This is a genomic window from Paraburkholderia jirisanensis (genome assembly GCF_054782355.1).
Genome location: NZ_BAAGSQ010000025.1, coordinates 729,657 through 744,561, shown reverse-complemented (window position 1 = coordinate 744,561; position 14,905 = coordinate 729,657). Strand labels below are relative to the sequence as shown.

At 64.8% G+C, this 14,905-nt stretch carries 13 protein-coding genes; 4 read left to right on the top strand and 9 right to left on the bottom strand.

All coding sequences use genetic code 11. The features are described 5' to 3' along the window. Positions 1–153: 153 nt before the first annotated feature. The 3 genes from glgA to ACYVNQ_RS15015 all read right to left on the bottom strand — a co-directional run bounded on the left by glgA (position 154) and on the right by ACYVNQ_RS15015 (position 3,528). Positions 154–1,839 (bottom strand): glycogen synthase GlgA, encoded by a 1,686-nt coding sequence (gene glgA / locus ACYVNQ_RS15025; protein WP_460903289.1) that lies wholly within the window; start codon positions 1,837–1,839, stop codon positions 154–156. A 528-nt stretch (positions 1,840–2,367) separates the two neighbouring features. Beyond that, positions 2,368–2,958 carry a BPSL1445 family SYLF domain-containing lipoprotein gene (locus tag ACYVNQ_RS15020; protein WP_460903288.1) on the bottom strand — a complete coding sequence of 197 codons (591 nt, stop codon included), beginning with the start codon at positions 2,956–2,958 and terminating at the stop codon, positions 2,368–2,370. A gap of 102 nt (positions 2,959–3,060) precedes the next feature. Continuing rightward, complete coding sequence (locus ACYVNQ_RS15015; protein ID WP_460903287.1) at positions 3,061–3,528, bottom strand: response regulator; 468 nt, start codon at positions 3,526–3,528, stop codon at positions 3,061–3,063. A gap of 283 nt (positions 3,529–3,811) precedes the next feature. Here ACYVNQ_RS15015 and ACYVNQ_RS15010 point away from each other — a divergent pair, with 283 nt between their 5' ends. Next, positions 3,812–4,159 (top strand): hypothetical protein, encoded by a 348-nt coding sequence (locus tag ACYVNQ_RS15010; protein ID WP_460903286.1) that lies wholly within the window; start codon positions 3,812–3,814, stop codon positions 4,157–4,159. A gap of 78 nt (positions 4,160–4,237) precedes the next feature. After that, entirely contained in the window at positions 4,238–6,385 is a 2,148-nt protein-coding gene (locus tag ACYVNQ_RS15005) for a phosphocholine-specific phospholipase C (protein WP_460903285.1), read from the top strand. A gap of 342 nt (positions 6,386–6,727) precedes the next feature. On the opposite strand, the gene ACYVNQ_RS15000 is transcribed toward ACYVNQ_RS15005, so the two are convergent. After that, the gene (locus ACYVNQ_RS15000; RefSeq protein WP_460903284.1) at positions 6,728–8,686 is read right to left on the bottom strand and encodes an AI-2E family transporter; all 1,959 of its coding nucleotides are present in this window, start codon (positions 8,684–8,686) and stop codon (positions 6,728–6,730) included. A 420-nt stretch (positions 8,687–9,106) separates the two neighbouring features. Between ACYVNQ_RS15000 and ACYVNQ_RS14995 the strand changes: the two genes are divergently transcribed. Then, positions 9,107–10,822: an aminotransferase-like domain-containing protein gene (locus ACYVNQ_RS14995; RefSeq protein ID WP_460903283.1), complete on the top strand. Its 1,716-nt coding sequence runs from the start codon at positions 9,107–9,109 to the stop codon at positions 10,820–10,822. Positions 10,823–10,908: 86 nt separating this feature from the next. Here ACYVNQ_RS14995 and ACYVNQ_RS14990 read toward each other — a convergent pair whose 3' ends face one another. The 4 genes from ACYVNQ_RS14990 to ACYVNQ_RS14975 all read right to left on the bottom strand — a co-directional run bounded on the left by ACYVNQ_RS14990 (position 10,909) and on the right by ACYVNQ_RS14975 (position 13,359). Further along, positions 10,909–11,481 (bottom strand): PIN domain-containing protein, encoded by a 573-nt coding sequence (locus ACYVNQ_RS14990; protein ID WP_460903282.1) that lies wholly within the window; start codon positions 11,479–11,481, stop codon positions 10,909–10,911. Positions 11,482–11,484: 3 nt separating this feature from the next. Next, positions 11,485–11,946: a helix-turn-helix domain-containing protein gene (locus ACYVNQ_RS14985; RefSeq protein ID WP_460903281.1), complete on the bottom strand. Its 462-nt coding sequence runs from the start codon at positions 11,944–11,946 to the stop codon at positions 11,485–11,487. A gap of 131 nt (positions 11,947–12,077) precedes the next feature. Continuing rightward, complete coding sequence (locus ACYVNQ_RS14980; protein ID WP_460903280.1) at positions 12,078–12,410, bottom strand: hypothetical protein; 333 nt, start codon at positions 12,408–12,410, stop codon at positions 12,078–12,080. A gap of 202 nt (positions 12,411–12,612) precedes the next feature. Further along, the gene (locus ACYVNQ_RS14975) at positions 12,613–13,359 is read right to left on the bottom strand and encodes an NAD-dependent epimerase/dehydratase family protein (RefSeq protein WP_460903279.1); all 747 of its coding nucleotides are present in this window, start codon (positions 13,357–13,359) and stop codon (positions 12,613–12,615) included. A 235-nt stretch (positions 13,360–13,594) separates the two neighbouring features. Between ACYVNQ_RS14975 and ACYVNQ_RS14970 the strand changes: the two genes are divergently transcribed. Beyond that, on the top strand, positions 13,595–14,083 hold the full coding sequence (locus tag ACYVNQ_RS14970) for a hypothetical protein (RefSeq protein WP_460903278.1): 489 nt from the start codon (positions 13,595–13,597) through the stop codon (positions 14,081–14,083). A 28-nt stretch (positions 14,084–14,111) separates the two neighbouring features. On the opposite strand, the gene ACYVNQ_RS14965 is transcribed toward ACYVNQ_RS14970, so the two are convergent. After that, positions 14,112–14,897 (bottom strand): 1,6-dihydroxycyclohexa-2,4-diene-1-carboxylate dehydrogenase, encoded by a 786-nt coding sequence (locus ACYVNQ_RS14965; RefSeq protein ID WP_460903277.1) that lies wholly within the window; start codon positions 14,895–14,897, stop codon positions 14,112–14,114. Positions 14,898–14,905 lie beyond the last annotated feature (8 nt).

Here is a 14,905-nt window from a genome sequence, read left to right as displayed (position 1 = left end):
AGATTCGGCCGCAACGGAAACGAAGCGGGCCCGCAGCGATTGCTGCGGGCCCGTGTTTTTTAGTGGCTGCGTGCGCCGCGTTTGCCTGGGTGCCGCTTGGGCGTCAACATGCAGCGAGGCCATGGAGACGCCACCAGCAAACGGGCCGCAGTTTCAGGCGCGCCGCGCGATATCTTCGTGCGCGCCTGCCGGGTTGCCGTTCCACGCGCCGTTGGCCTGCGCGGTTTGCGGCGTTGCCGTGCTGCGCGCCGCGGCGCGGCGGCGCTGCACGACCTGCACGCTGCTATCGGCTGCCGCGTTGTCCGCATTGACTCTTTCAGCGGCGTCGGCCACATCGGCCAGTACGCGGCGTGCCGGCCGCGCATCGGTCAGTTCAGCGTACAGCTTGATATAACGCTGGGCCGGCCGCATCCAGCCGGACTCGCGTTGCATCGCATTTTTCTGCAGCGCGTGCCACGTCGACGGCCGCATGAACGCTTCCAGCGCGCGCTGCAGTGCTGCCGCCACGTCGCTGGCCGTTTCTCCATCGAACAGAAAGCCGGTCGCGCCGTCTTCGGGCAGGCCGAGTTCGGGTGAACGCGCGGGCGCGTAATCGACGATCGTATCGGCGAGGCCACCCACGCGCGAGGCGACCGGAATCGTGCCGTAGCGCATCGCATACAGCTGCGTCAGACCGCACGGCTCGAAGCGGCTGCCGTGCAGCAGGATGTCCGCGCCCGCATGCAGACGGTGCGCCGTCGCTTCGTCATAGCCGATTCGCACGCCGACGCGTTGCGGCCACAAGGCGGCGAGTGTGCGCGCCGCTTCTTCGAGATGGGCGTCGCCTTTGCCGAGCAGCGCAACCTGCAGACGCGGATGACGTGCCAGCAGCGCCGGCAGCGCAGCGATCACCACGTCCGCGAGCTTCTGCGAGGTCAGCCGGCTGCCGATCGCCACCAGCGGCGCGAACGGGTCGACTGCGAGGCCGAACGCCTGCTGCAGATCGCGCTTGCAGGCCTGCTTGCCGCGCACGTCGGCCGCGGAATAGGCGCGCGCGATGTGCGGGTCGGCGGCGGGGTTCCACGTCGCATCGTCGATTCCGTTGGTGATGCCCGACAGCTTGTGCGCGTACGCCTGCAGCACGCCTTCCATGCGGTGCCCGTGGTGCGGCGTCAGAATCTCGCGCGCGTAGTTGTCGCTGACCGTGGTCACGCGGTCGGCATGCACGATACCGGCCTTCATCGGGCTCAGCGTGTCGTAGAACTCGATGCTGCGTTCGTCGGAAAGCGCCGGCGCCAGCAGTTCGCCGGGCACGCCGAGCCAGCTGCCGAGCGCGAGCGGGCAGTTGCCCTGGAACGCGAGATTGTGAATCGTGAACACGCTCTTCGCCGGCACGCCGGCGAGCTTCATGTAGAGCGGCGTGAGCGCCGCGTGCCAGTCGTGCGCGTGCACGACGTCGGGCCGCTTGACGCCGCGTACGCCGCGCGCAATGCGCGCCGCGGCGGCCGCCAGCGACGCGAAGCGCACGGTGTTGTCGAGGAAGTCGCGGCCCTGCGTATCGACGTACAACTGCTCGCGCCTGAACAGATGGTCCATCTGCAGCAGCAATACCGGCACACCAGAGCCCGGCATCTGCGCGCGCAGCAGGCGCGCATCGCCGCCGGGCAGGCCGCTGATGCGGCACACCGGCGTCACGCCGACCGCGCGCTCGAGTGTGCAAGGGTAGGCGGGCAGCAGGATCGACGCGTCGACTCCCGCGTTGCGCAACGCGGCTGCATACGCGCTCACCATGTCGCCCAGGCCGCCAGATTTTGCTAGTGGAACGGCTTCCGAAGCGACGAGTAGGACGTTGAGCGTCAAGATTTGACTCCGGGCGAAAGAGTAGGGGGAAGCAATTAGCAATACGCAATACGCATCGAGCGCGCATTCAGCGTGACAGCGGCGCAGCGCGAAATCGGCCGTGCGGGTGTGCACGACGCTAGCGCACGACGGTGACAACTATTCCGTTGCAATGCATCCGCGGACCGTCTCGCCGGGGAACGCAAATCATATGCCATCGTTTTTGTGATCGTACAAAAGGTGCTGGAAGCCCGCTGCTGCGGGGCCCGGCGCGGCGCGCCGCGGGTTGCTCCGCCTTGTTCCCGGGCATCGCGCACCATGCGCGGCCGGATGCGCCTTTCAGGTGAATTGCAGACCGGATGTTCCGGTGTACCCGTGACGAATGTAACTTCCACTTACCAGTGCGGCGTCTTTTACACAGATGAATAACATCGTCGCGTGGCGCAGCAGTGAACCACCCGCAAAAAAAAGCACGGGCGGCTGCGATGCCGCTCGTGCTGTCTGTCGCTGGCGATGCTGCAGTCTGCTATCTCACGCGGTGCGCGTGGATCAGATATCGAGCTTCGACACCTTCGTGCCTTCCAGCGAAACGCCTGCCATCAGGCCCGCGTTGGTCAGCACAAATGCCTCGACCGGCGCCGTGGCGGTCGACGAATCGATGTTGCCGTTCGCGCCGACCTTGACCGCTGCGACCGTCGCGTCGCCGCCCACCGCCCAGCCGTTGCTGTTGCGGAAGTCCTCGAGCGCCTTTTGCGTCATGAAGCAGAAGATCACCGCCTTCGACTGCGCGCCGATCTGCAAGCCGAACGAGCCAGCCGCGGTGCTGTAGTAGCCGGCCGTCTGACCGGCCACGCGCAGCGCGCCATTGCCGTATTGACCGCCGACCCAGAAGCCCGCCTGCACGACCGACGGGAACACCAGCACGCCGCGCGCCTTGCCAACCAGTTCGCGCGAGCCATTGACGGTGCTGTAAAGGCGCGACAGCGTCGCATCGATGTCGGAGTTGATGGCGCGGCGCTTGTCGGCGTTGCCGGCATTGCTGGAGGCCGAGTTTTGCCCCGTGGTCGTGCAGCCGGCCATGGCGAGGCCGCTGGCGGCAAACACCGCACCGGTCGACAGCATGAAACGTCGTCTTTGCATAGTTGTTCTCCTGGGGTAAGTCACAAATCTCAAATGAGTCGCGCCAATCGTCATACGCAATCAGGGTCTGGCTGTCTCAGCAGGATGCGTGCCCGGGCGTCGTCACGGCGGTGCGCCGGGCGCTCCGGGCGTGGCCACCGCCTGCTTCAGCAGCGCTAACAGCCGCTGCGGCGTCAGCGGCTTCGCGCAATGCGCGTCGAAACCGGCCGCCCGCGCCCGCTCGCGGTCGAGCTGCGACGCGTAGCCGGTACACGCCACCAGCAGCATGTGCGCGGTGTCCGGCGTCGCGCGCAGCCGGCGCGCCAGCTCGAGGCCGTCGAGCCCCGGCATCGCGATGTCGAGCACCACGGCGAATGGCTGCCACGCGGCGGCGATCGTACACACTTCATGCGCGTCGTGCATTGCACGGCAGTCGAAGCCATTCGCATCAAGCAACAGCTGCAGCGCGTCGGCGGCCTCCGCGTAGTCGTCGACCACCAGCACGCGACGGTGATCGGCCAACGCGCCGCTGACCGGCCGCCATTGCAGTTCGTCTTCGCTTTCTTCGAGGTGCGGTATACGGCTGGGCATGTCGGTCTCCCCGTTTCGCCAGTCGCCTGCGGTTCGCTCGTTCAGCAAACCTTGGACCCAATACGTCGCTGCGCCGCTTTATTAACGTTTTATTTATTTTTCATTTATTTCTAAAAATGATTCTTCGGGAGTGATTGTTTATTGAAAATTTTCAGAAAGCTTTTGCGTAGCCATTTCACAATTGTTTCTTAATTTAAAGTGAGACTGCATGCCATACGAATTACCGCGCGAATTACCGAAGTGCGGCCGGCTTTCGGATTCTTTACGGAATGGGATGCTGAAAATGTCCAGAGACAATACTGCGGGCGCATTGGCTGCATGCGCGATCCTCGGCTCGACCCTGATGCTGGCCGCCTGCGGAGGATCGGACAACGCCGCAAGCGCGGCCCAGAACCAGAGCGACGCCGCGCAAGCCGGCGTATCGCCGGGTATGACGAGCTATCAGAACAACGCGCTGCAACTGGCGGCGGGCGCATCGATACCGCTGTCGCAATTGCAGGCGCCGCCGCTGGTTTCCGCTGAAGCGGGCAGCGCGGTCGCGAGCGCGCAGGCCTCGATCGCCGCCGATGCGCAGCAGTTCGCGCCGGTCATGCACTACGCGCCGGGCGACGGCCCCGATAGCGCTCAATAGCGCTCAATGAATCTTGCGTACCACACGCAAACCGCTGTTTCACCCCCCCCGCCACAACAAAACGAAGGTCACATAACTATGACTTCACCAAGCCGTCGTCGTTTTTTGCAATCCGTCGCATCGTCGGCAGGTGCTGCCGCGGCCATGACCGCGCTGCCCGATTCGATCCGCAAAGCCCTCGCCGTGCCGGCTGCGTCGCGCACCGGCACCATCAAGGACATCGAGCATATCGTTGTCTTCATGCAGGAAAACCGTTCGTTCGACCACTACTTCGGCCATATGCGCGGCGTACGTGGTTATAACGACCGCTTCCCGATCCCGCTGCCGAACGGCAACACCGTGTGGTCGCAACCGTCGAAGGCCAATGCCGCCAAGCCGGTCGTGCCGTTCCACCTCGACACCACGACCACCAGCGCGCAGTGTCTGGGCGACCTCGACCACTCGTGGTACAAGACGCACTCCGCGATCAACAACGGCATCTACAACGCGTGGCCGGCGAACAAGACGGACATGACGATGGGCTACCATCTGCGTTCGGACCTGCCGTTCCACTACGCACTGGCTGACGCGTTCACGATTTGCGACGCGTACTACTGCTCGATGCCCGGCCCGACGCACCCGAACCGCGCGTACCTGATGACGGGTATGGTCGATCCGGACGCGACGCAGGGTGGCCCGCTGCTCGACAACAACGACTTCGTCGACGGCGACAAACCGCCCCAGTATCAGCTGCTGTCGTGGGAGACGTTCCCGGAAGTGCTGGAAAAGGCCGGTGTGACGTGGCAGGTGTATCAGCAGGGTACGGATGGCAGCGACCCGCTGACCGGCAACTACGGCACCAACATCCTGCAGAACTTCACCAACTTCATCAATGCGCAACCGGGCTCGAGCCTGTACGAGCGCGCGCAGACGGTGCGCACGATCGACCAGCTGAAGGCCGACGTGCTGGCCAACCAGCTGCCGCAAGTGTCGTATTTGTGCCCGCCGGCCGCTTACTCCGAGCACCCGTCGTACACGCCGGCTTACGGCGCCGAGTACACGTCGATGATTCTCGACGCGCTCACGTCGAACCCGGAAGTGTGGAGCAAGACGGTTCTGCTGATCATGTACGACGAGAACGACGGCTTCTTCGATCACGTGCCGCCGCCGCAAGTGCCGACCACGCGCGCCCAGGGCATGTCGACGGTCACCACCGAAGGCGAGATCCACAACAAGATCAACCCGGCTGGCCGTCAGGGTACGTACACGGTCGACAACCTGCCGTACGGCCTCGGCACGCGCGTGCCGATGACGATCGTGTCGCCGTGGACCAAGGGCGGCTTCGTGTGCTCGGAAGTGTTCGACCATACGTCGGTGATCCGCTTCATCGAAGAGCGCTTCCACGTGAAGTGCCCGAACATCACGAAGTGGCGTCGTGCGGTGTGCGGCGACCTGACCTCGGCATTCGACTTCCGTACGCCGGACGCGACGGTGCCGGCGCTGCCCGATACCAGCAACTACAAGGCGATCGCCGACAACCAGTGCGCCACGCAGCCGAAGCCGGTGGTGCCGGCGGTGCCGGGTCTGGTCGATCCGCAGGAGCCGGGCATCCGTTTCGCCCGCGCGCTGCCGTACGAAGTGCATGTCAACGCCAAGCTCGACACGAAGCGTAATGTGCTCGAACTGAACTTCGGCAACACCGGCTCGGTCGGTGCGCACTTCTACGTGTACTCGTCGAACCGCACCGACGGCCCGTGGCGCTACACGGTCGAACACGACAAGTCGCTGTCGGACGAATGGGACCTGTCGCTGACCAACGGCGAGTATCAGTTCACGGTGTTCGGCCCGAACGGCTTCGTGCGCCGCTTCAACGGCGACGTGACAGCCGACGTGCAGGCCGCTGCGAAGGGCCATCACAAGACCAAGGTCGCGCTGCCGGAAGTCAAGGCGCAGTACGACGTGGCCAACGGCAACCTCGTGCTGAAGTTCACCAACAAGGGCGACAAGAATGCGCGCCTGTCGGTGGCCGACAACGCATACGGTGCGCGTACGAAGCCGGTGATCGTGCCGGCTGGCGAGACGGTCGAGGAGAAGTGGGTTCTCGCGTCGAGCCACCACTGGTACGACCTGACGGTGACCGACAACGACGACGACGCGTTCCAGCGCCGTCTCGCCGGCCACATCGAAACGGGCAAGCCGAGCATCACGGATCCGGCCGCAGTCGCGCCGGTGATGACGGCCTGGTAAGCACGCGGCGCGCGCGGCCTGGTATGCGTTAAGCGCGCGACACGAGTGACAGCATTACCCCGCAACGGCTTCGATGTCGTTGCGGGGTTTTTTGTTTTCGTGGGGCGGTTTTAAAGGCGGGATAATCCGCGCAATGGTTCGGAGATAAAGCACCGGATTAATAAAGCGTGATGATTTTTTGCTGACGGAGTTGTAATTTATAAGGCGCTATTTTTAATAAATATGTAGGCTTATGTTGTCGGGAAGTTAGTTAAATTTCACATGAATTTTTGGCGTATTTCCCAGCACGCATATTGCGTGAAATTACATATTTCTTTCATTCCGAAAACTGCGCATAGTCGATCAATTGGTCTGCTCGACCAGCCGAGGCGGCGACGGCGCCGCATGGGTTGCCGCCGACACGCATTGCTCCACCAGCTCCGCGAAACCACTCACGTTGGCGGTGCCGCTCAGCGCGTTCACTTCGTCTTCACGCTCGGGCTGGCCGCCGCCAATACCGACGATCAGCATCGCGGCCGGCACCCGTTCGCGGATGCGTCGCACCAGGTTGCGCAAATAGGGCGGTGCTTCGGACGCGTCGAGGGTCACGATGCAGATGATCGACGCACCTTCGATTGCGTTCGAATCGACGCTGCCTTTGCGGAACTGCGCGTACTGCGCGGAGGCTGTCGGAATGCCGCAGCGTCCGAGCAACTGCACCGCGATCGTGGTGCAGACTTCGTCGAATGCGCCGCGGCCGGCAATGCAGACCACGCGCACGCCGGGTAGCAGCGGCAGGTCGGCGGGAGCGGCGGTAGATGTATCGGCTGCGTTGGCCGCATTAGCGGCGTTGGCGGTGCCCGCGCCGGTTTCGCGAGCCGCCGCCGAGGCTTGCGCATCGGCGCGCACCTGTGCGGGCGTATCCACCTGCTCCAGGTTTTCGACGATATCGAGCAGTGTCTCGTTCATCCGCGCCAGCTGTTCGGTCGCGAACACGCCGCGCAGCGCGTCGTTGCGTGCGAGGCGCAGGCCTTCGCGCGCAACGTCGTCGTAGTACTGCACCAGCGGCAGCTCCTTCAAGATCCGGTCGGCCTGCACGATCGCCTCGTGCGGATCGTCGGCGAGCAGGCGCTGGTAGAAATTCTGCGCGGGCGTCAGCGCCGGCTGGTCGCCGAGCAACACGGTCAGAAAGCGCAGGCGCTCCGCGTAGCGGCCGAGCGTGACGAGGCATAGCGTAAGCGGCGTCGACAGCACGAGGCCGATCGGCCCCCACAGCCAGCTCCAGAAAATCGCCGCCACCACCACCGCGAGCGGCGACAGCCCCGATCGGTGCCCATACAGCAGCGGCTCGACCACCTGGCCCGCCACCACGTCGACCACCACGAACATGATCAGCGTCGTGACTGCCAGCGTCCATTGCGGCTGTATCGCGGCGGCGAAAAACACCGCGAGGATCGCGGCGATCCACGTGCCGATGTACGGCACGAAGCGCAGCAGCGCCGTGAGTACGCCGAACAGCAGCGCGCCGGGCACACCGATGACCGCCAGACCCACTGCGATCACCGCGCCCGCGCCGACATTGACGCCCAGCTGCGCGACAAAATAGCGCGACAGGCGGCTGGCCGCATCGTTGATCGCGGTGGTGGTGCGATGCAGATCGCGCGCGCCGAACAGGCGTATCAGACGGTCGCGCAGGTCTTCGCGCTGCAGCAGGATGAAGATCGTCACCACCAGCACGATGAAGGTCGTTTCGATCGGCCCGACCACCGGCGTGAATACTTTCTGCGCAACCTGCAGCGGCGACGGAATTGGTTCGTGCACCTCGACCGGCAACGGCGCGGCGACCGTCGGTTTCTGCGAACGGCCGGCTTCGTGCGGCACCACCGGGTGGTCCGGCGTGATGCGCGACAGCGCGCCTGCCGCGCGTGCAAGCAGCGCGTCGGCGCGGCCGACGGTTTTCTCCTGCACGGTCTCGATCTTTTCTTCGATGGCCGCCTGGTATTGCGGCAGCGAGCCGGCAAGCTGCGCGATCTGGGCGGCGATCAGCGCGCCGATGGCCAGCAGCGAGACCAACGCGACGATCACGGCGACGAAGATCGATGGCAGCTGACCGACGTGCAGCCGTCGCAGCAGGCTGACGAGCGGCGCGAGCAGAAAGCTGAGCAACACCGCGAGCGTGATCGGAATCAGCACTTCGCGGCCGAAGTACAGGCCGCACACCAGCACTACCGCCGTGATGACCGAGGTCAGCCCTTGCAGACCGGGCGTGCCGGGCGGGTAGACACGATTGGGCGGTCGTTGCGGCGTCAGCGGCAGTTTCATTGGAGTGGCCTGGGTGCCTTGGATTGAGCGCATGCGGCCGGCGTTGCCGGCCGTGGCCTGAGCGGCGCTGTGCGGTGAGTAGTGAAGCAAGAGGTGCGCCTGGCACCAGACGTTATTCGCGGAGCGTCTTGCAGGCGCTCGACGTGATGGTGGCGACCTGCTGATTTCCGGCCTGCGCAGGCGCGGGGCGAGCCGCCGGACGCATGGGGGTTGCTGCATTTGCTATGAGACGCGGTCCCGTGGCGCCGTGCCGACACATGCTGCCGCGTGCCGTTCGCCTGGCATAATCGCGACAATGGATCGCAAATTTACCGGTTTGCCGACTGGATCGAACGGCGTCGGGGCGGCGCTGGGGTGCGATGCCTGATTTTGCTGGCTGCTATTTTTTGTTGTGGGCTTTGGGGCGGGGGAAAAAGGACGATGCGGCAAACCATCGATGTCGATATCGCGCTCGCACCGCGGCCCGACGGCATGCCGTTGCAGCGCTGGCTGCACGGCGAGCTGCGCGCGGCCATCGTCAGTGGGCGGCTTGCGCCGGGCGTGCGGCTGCCCGCGACGCGTGAGCTCGCCACGCGCTTGCGCTTGTCGCGCGGCACGGTGCTGGGTGTGTTCGCGCAGTTGACCGCAGAAGGCTATATCGAAGGTGCAGTCGGGCGCGGCAGTTTCGTTGCAGCGGAGTTGCCGGACAGCCGGCTCGAAGCGCCGCCGCGTGTGGGGCATGGTGAACGCGGTTCAGACATGTCGGCGGCGCAGGCACGAGAAAGGTGGGCCGGTACGGGTCCGTCAGCAGCCGTGCGTGATGCTGAGCTGGGCTCAGGCCTCTACGCAGATCCGGTTCTGGATCGTTGCGCAGCGCAAGAAGTTTTGCCGCAAGAATTTTCTTCGTTGGGCAGAGGTGCAGCGGGTGCACGTGACGCAAACGGTGCAGCGCCGGCCAACGCAACCGTCGGTCTGTCCGCACGCGGCAAGCTGCTCGCGCGCAGCGCGTTCGCGCTCGACGGGCGCCCGCTGCCCGCGCGGGCGTTTCGCGCCGGCCAGCCCGATCTCGATGCGTTTCCGTTTGCGTTGTGGGCACGGATTGCGGCGCGGCGCACGCGGCTGTTGCACCGTTCGATGCTGGCCGACGGCGGTGCGTGCGGCTACTGGCCGCTGCGCGAGGCGATCGCCGCGCACGTGCGGATGGCGCGCGGCATCGCGTGTTCGGCTGCGCAGATCGTGATCGTTGCGAGTGTGCAGCAGGTGCTCGACCTGTGCGCGCGACTGCTGCTCGATCCGGGCGATAACGTGTGGCTCGAGGATCCTGGCTATCCGGGCGCGCGGCTGGTGTTCGAGGCGGCGGGCGCGCGCATCGTCGGCGTGCCGGTCGATAGCGGCGGCATGGACGTTGCGGCCGGTATTGCGCGCGCGCCGTCTGCAAAGCTCGCGTATGTCACCGCGGGGCGTCACGCACCGCTCGGGCCGCCGCTCGCACCCGAGCGCAGGCTCGCGTTGCTCGGCTGGGCACGTGCGCACGGCGCGTTCGTGATCGAGGACGACTACGACAGCGAATACCGCTTCGAAGGCCGGCCGCTCGCGGCACTGAAGAGTCTCGACGACAGCGGCCGGGTGATCTATTGCGGCACCTTCAGCAAGCTGTTGTTTCCGGCGCTGCGGATTGCGTACGCGGTGCTGCCCGAGCGGCTGGTCGAGCCTTTCTCTGCGGCACTTTCGCTGACGAGCCGCCACGTGCCGCTCGATCCACAGGCGACGCTGCACCAGTTCATCGCCGAAGGGCACTTCGGGCGGCATGCACGCAAAATGCGTCTGTTGTACGGCGAGCGTGCGGCGGCGCTGCGCGAGGCCGCGTCGCGGCATCTGGCGGGCATGCTCGAGGTGCCGCCGATCGTCGCGGGGCTCGATGCGCCGGCGTGGCTGCCGCCCGGCACGGACGATGCACGCTTGGCGGAGCGGGCTGCGCTGGCAGGGATCGAGACGCGGCCGTTGTCGGCTTATGCGGTGCAGCGGGCAGCGCCGGCAGGGCTGGTGCTGGGGTTCGCGTGTGTCGAGGTGGCGCAGATCGAAGCGGGCGTGCGAGGGTTGGCGCAGGTGCTGGGGAGCATCCGGGGCAATAGCGAACGGAGTGCGAAATCAGGGTAACGCGATGTGTGGCTGAACGCGTGTGCGCCGCGCGCACAGCGAAAGACCATCTGGCATTACTGCGAGAGGATTGGAGTCAACGACTGCTATAAAGCACAGGAGAATGGCCCCAGCACGTTTGCTGTCTGCACGAGCCCCTGTGTTGCCAGCATGTCGAGATACGCGCCGACGGACTTGGGCGGCCGCGTAAGCGCGTTGCGATGCGTCGCAGCGGCTTCGAGCACTTTGGCAGCGTGCAGGTCGAACAGATCGAAAATGAAGTCGTCCGGGTGTTGCGCCGATACGCCGTGCTTGTTCAGCACCTCTGCAGGAAAATCCTTCAGGTTGAACGTAACGATCACCTCTGCGCCGGCATGCATCGCCGCAGCCAACACATGACGATCGTCCGGATCGGGAAGCTCGATTGTGGGAATCAGGTGTTCGAAATTCTCGACGAGTGCTTCACGCACATGCGCATCCATCAGCCGGCGCGTACGCGCGATTGCTTCAACGTTCAGATCCTTGCGGTTTTCCAGCACATTGCGGGTCCACTCGTCGTGAATCATGTTGCTCCACCTGGCGCGATACAGGTCCGTTAGCGCGAGACGCATCAGCAAGTCGCGTAACGGAGCCGGATAAAGCACGCAGGCGTCGTAGACTACGGTGAAATTCGACGCCATTGATCAGTAACCCATCCCAAGCTCCTGAGCCTGGGCCGTCAGTTCATCCAGTGCGCCGACACGAGCCTCGTCGATGCGCTTCTTGTATTCGATCACGTCCTGGTACCGCACGCGGCGATGCGTGTTCACGCGCCGGAACGGAATCTTTCCCTTCTCGAGCAACTGCACGAAGTACGGCCGCGATACGTTCAGCAAGTCCGCCGCTTCCTGCGTGGTCAGTTCCGCGTGAATCGGGATGATCGACACGGCGTTGCCCTGGCCGATTTCCGCAAGGACGTCTACCAGCAGCTTTACAACTGTCGTGGGCAATTGGATGCTGCGCATTTCTCCGTTGTCGTCCTTGAAATCGAATTGCTGGGTGTCGGCGCGGCTGGTTAGCGCGACGGCCAGGTTGCGGCTGGATTCCCGCGCTATCTCAATTTCGCGCGCGGAAGGTAATTCAGTTGAGGGTGAGGTTGTGGTCATGGTGGGGGTTCCGGTCTGCCATGCAGAATTCTAATTCGAATTAATCGAAACGCGCAACAGATTCGAAATATCCGAAACGGGTGTTTTTTCCCACGACGCGTCAAGCCAGACGCTGGAAGGGGTGCCTCGCGTCAATGCGGCTGGGTCAGCTCCATGCACGCCAGCTGCGTAGTTCGTGCCGGCGCGGCGACTTCTTCCGTGCACCGATAGATGCTTTGGTCGCGTTGCAGGTAAAACTCACGGTTCAGCACAGGCCCTGTCTGATAGACGGCCGCCGACACGAGCCGGTAGCCGTTTTGAACGAGAGTCTGCATCGTGGTCAGATCATCCGGCTCCTTCCATTGGAACGCGTGGCCTGGCGTCGCAACCGGCCTTGCCGGCGAGGTGGGTTCCACCGTTGTGGATGCGGCGAAAAGCGGCAGCGCAACTGCGTTGAGTGCGATGGCGGCAAGGATTCTCTTCATCGGATCTCCAATGCGAGGCCGGGCGGCGCCGGGGAGGGCCGCATGCCGGCATGCGGGAGATCGCCAGCTGGCAGCACAATCGGCTACCGTGAACGACCCCGCTTCGGTTCCATTGTGACCGGCATGTGTCGTACAGGTTTCGCGATGGACGTGAACTGCCTTGGGAGCGAGGCCGCTTAAACACGTAAGCCGAGGCAACCGTTCATCGGTTATGCGATCGATTCACCTGTCGCCACCCCGCATTCCACCCCAACACCCGCTGCGCCTTCACACTGCTCACCAGCGCATTGTCTTCCGCAACATTGAAAACCCCGCCTACCGCGCGCTGCAGCGCAAGCAGCGCCGCATGTGCCGCCGCCTCGACATGCACCGGCATCACCCCTTGCGGCGCATCGAAGCCGGTGCCCGGCCCGTAAAGCTGGCCATAGCGCAACACCGTGCCCACCAGCGGCGGCGAGTCGAGCACGCAGGTTTCCAGCGCGGACACGCCGCGCACCGTCACGCTGCGTTTGCCCTCGGCCTGCAGATCGAGTGGTTGCGTTTCGACGTACGGCTGCGCGCCTGGCGCATACGCCCACCCGACGCTCTGCGCGACGATCGTGCTGCAGCCCGCCGCGAGCGCCGCGTCGACCAGATTGCGGGTGCCTTCGTCGCGGATCCGCGCATTGTGTTCGGCCGCGCGCTCCATCCTCGCTGGGTCGAGCGCTGGCGGCAGATCGGTCAACTGATGCAGCACGTGCTGGGCGCCGCTACGCTTGAGCGCTTCGGCCAGCGCCGCACGGTCGAACACATCGACGATCACCGGTATCGCGCCGGCCGCTTCGAGCTGCTGGGCGCGTTGCGCGCGGCGTGTCGTGCCGTACACCGTGTAGCCCGCACCAATCAGCATCGGTACGAGCGCCGTGCCGACCGCGCCGGCTGCGCCGGCCACAAAGACTTTCTGGCTCATTGCATGCTTCTCCGTCTATGGCGAGCGAATTTGACGCTTGTGTGAAAAATAGCCCGTAAAGCATAGCGGCGACGCGCACGCGGCTAAAGCGCCAATATCGACAATTGGATTGAGCCATTCCGGCTGAGCGAGCGCGTGCGCCAAGCCATCGCGCATCATGTGCGGGCTCGCGTTAAAGAATCTGCACGCCGGCGCCGATATGACGTTCAACCCATGTCATAAGAGGTGCACAACAATGATCACTCAAGGCATTCCTGGTATCGGTGCGGCTGCAGCCGCGGCATCGGCCAACGCGGATCCGTCGAACGCGAAAAACAGCAAGCCTGCCGGTGCGGCGGCGCAAGACACGACCAGCACTGCGAATGCATCGGGTAGCGCCACCGCGCAGCCGGGTACGCCAGCCAGGCCGGCCGGCGCTCACAAGGCCGGCGGCGGAGGAGGCGCATCGAGCGCATCGAGCGCGGATTCGGCCCCGACGGATCCGGTGGCAGATAAACTGAGGCAGCTGATCGAGCAGTTAAAGAAACAGATCGCGTCGGTGGCCGCGAAAATTACCGTTGCGTCCAGGCAGCGGGGGCCCGGCGGCGGTCCGAACCCGATGGTAGAGGCGTTGCAGGGCCAACTGCAGTCGCTGGAGGGCGCGCTGTTGCAAGCGACCGCGGCGCTCATTGAATATCTGACGAAGTCGGGGCAAAGCACCGGGTTGCTCAACGAACAGGCGTGAGCGTGCCGTGCGGCACTCACTGCCGCCGCTATCCCTGATCCCCGCCACCGACCGGCAGCACACTGCCGGTGATATACGAAGCTTCATCCGAAGCGAGAAACAGAATCGCACCGACCTGTTCGTCGATCGTGCCGTAGCGGTGCATCGGGCTCGACGCGAGCGTCTGTTCGACGATGTCCTGATACCAGCCGGCTTCCTGTTCGCCTTGCGCGTCGCTGTTGCGCGGCACGCGGCGCGGCGGCGCCTCGGTGCCGCCGGTCGCCACCGCATTTACGCGGATGCCGTTACCCGCGTGTTCGAACGCAAGGCTCGCGGTGAGCGCGTTCACGCCGCCCTTGGCGGCCGCATACGGCACGCGATGGATGCTGCGCGTCGCAATCGACGACACGTTGACGATCGCGCCGCGCTGCTGCGCGATCATCGCGGGCAATACGGCGCGGCTGCACCATAGCGTCGGAAACAGCGAGCGGCGCACTTCGGCTTCGATCTGCGCGGCGTCGTAGTGCTGATACGGCCTGGTCCAGATGGTGCCGCCGACATTGTTGATCAGGATATCGATGCGCCCGAATGCATCGAGCGCGGCGCGCGCCAGCGCAGCGGCGCCGTCCCAGGTTTCGAGATCGGCGAGGTACGCGAGGCAACGCGCACCGGTCACGGCGATCTCGGCCGCCACTTCGTGCACGAGCGGCGAGCGGTCGCACAGCACGACAGTCGCGCCTTGTGCGGCGGCCTTGCACGCCACCCCGCGGCCGATGCCCTGCGCGGCACCGGTGACGATCATGACCTTCTGGTCGAAACGTTTGGTCGTATTCATCGCAATCC

What these genes read in the sequence shown, in the direction of transcription:
- ACYVNQ_RS14995 (WP_460903283.1), top strand. Translation starts at nt 9,107, where the DNA reads ATGCGGCAAACCATCGATGTCGATATCGCGCTCGCACCGCGGCCCGAC.
- ACYVNQ_RS14970 (WP_460903278.1), top strand. Translation starts at nt 13,595, where the DNA reads ATGATCACTCAAGGCATTCCTGGTATCGGTGCGGCTGCAGCCGCGGCA.
- ACYVNQ_RS15015 (WP_460903287.1), bottom strand. Translation starts at nt 3,528, where the DNA reads ATGCCCAGCCGTATACCGCACCTCGAAGAAAGCGAAGACGAACTGCAA.
- ACYVNQ_RS15020 (WP_460903288.1), bottom strand. Translation starts at nt 2,958, where the DNA reads ATGCAAAGACGACGTTTCATGCTGTCGACCGGTGCGGTGTTTGCCGCC.
- ACYVNQ_RS14990 (WP_460903282.1), bottom strand. Translation starts at nt 11,481, where the DNA reads ATGGCGTCGAATTTCACCGTAGTCTACGACGCCTGCGTGCTTTATCCG.
- ACYVNQ_RS14965 (WP_460903277.1), bottom strand. Translation starts at nt 14,897, where the DNA reads ATGAATACGACCAAACGTTTCGACCAGAAGGTCATGATCGTCACCGGT.
- ACYVNQ_RS14975 (WP_460903279.1), bottom strand. Translation starts at nt 13,359, where the DNA reads ATGAGCCAGAAAGTCTTTGTGGCCGGCGCAGCCGGCGCGGTCGGCACG.
- ACYVNQ_RS15010 (WP_460903286.1), top strand. Translation starts at nt 3,812, where the DNA reads ATGTCCAGAGACAATACTGCGGGCGCATTGGCTGCATGCGCGATCCTC.
- ACYVNQ_RS14980 (WP_460903280.1), bottom strand. Translation starts at nt 12,410, where the DNA reads ATGAAGAGAATCCTTGCCGCCATCGCACTCAACGCAGTTGCGCTGCCG.
- ACYVNQ_RS14985 (WP_460903281.1), bottom strand. Translation starts at nt 11,946, where the DNA reads ATGACCACAACCTCACCCTCAACTGAATTACCTTCCGCGCGCGAAATT.
- ACYVNQ_RS15005 (WP_460903285.1), top strand. Translation starts at nt 4,238, where the DNA reads ATGACTTCACCAAGCCGTCGTCGTTTTTTGCAATCCGTCGCATCGTCG.
- ACYVNQ_RS15000 (WP_460903284.1), bottom strand. Translation starts at nt 8,686, where the DNA reads ATGAAACTGCCGCTGACGCCGCAACGACCGCCCAATCGTGTCTACCCG.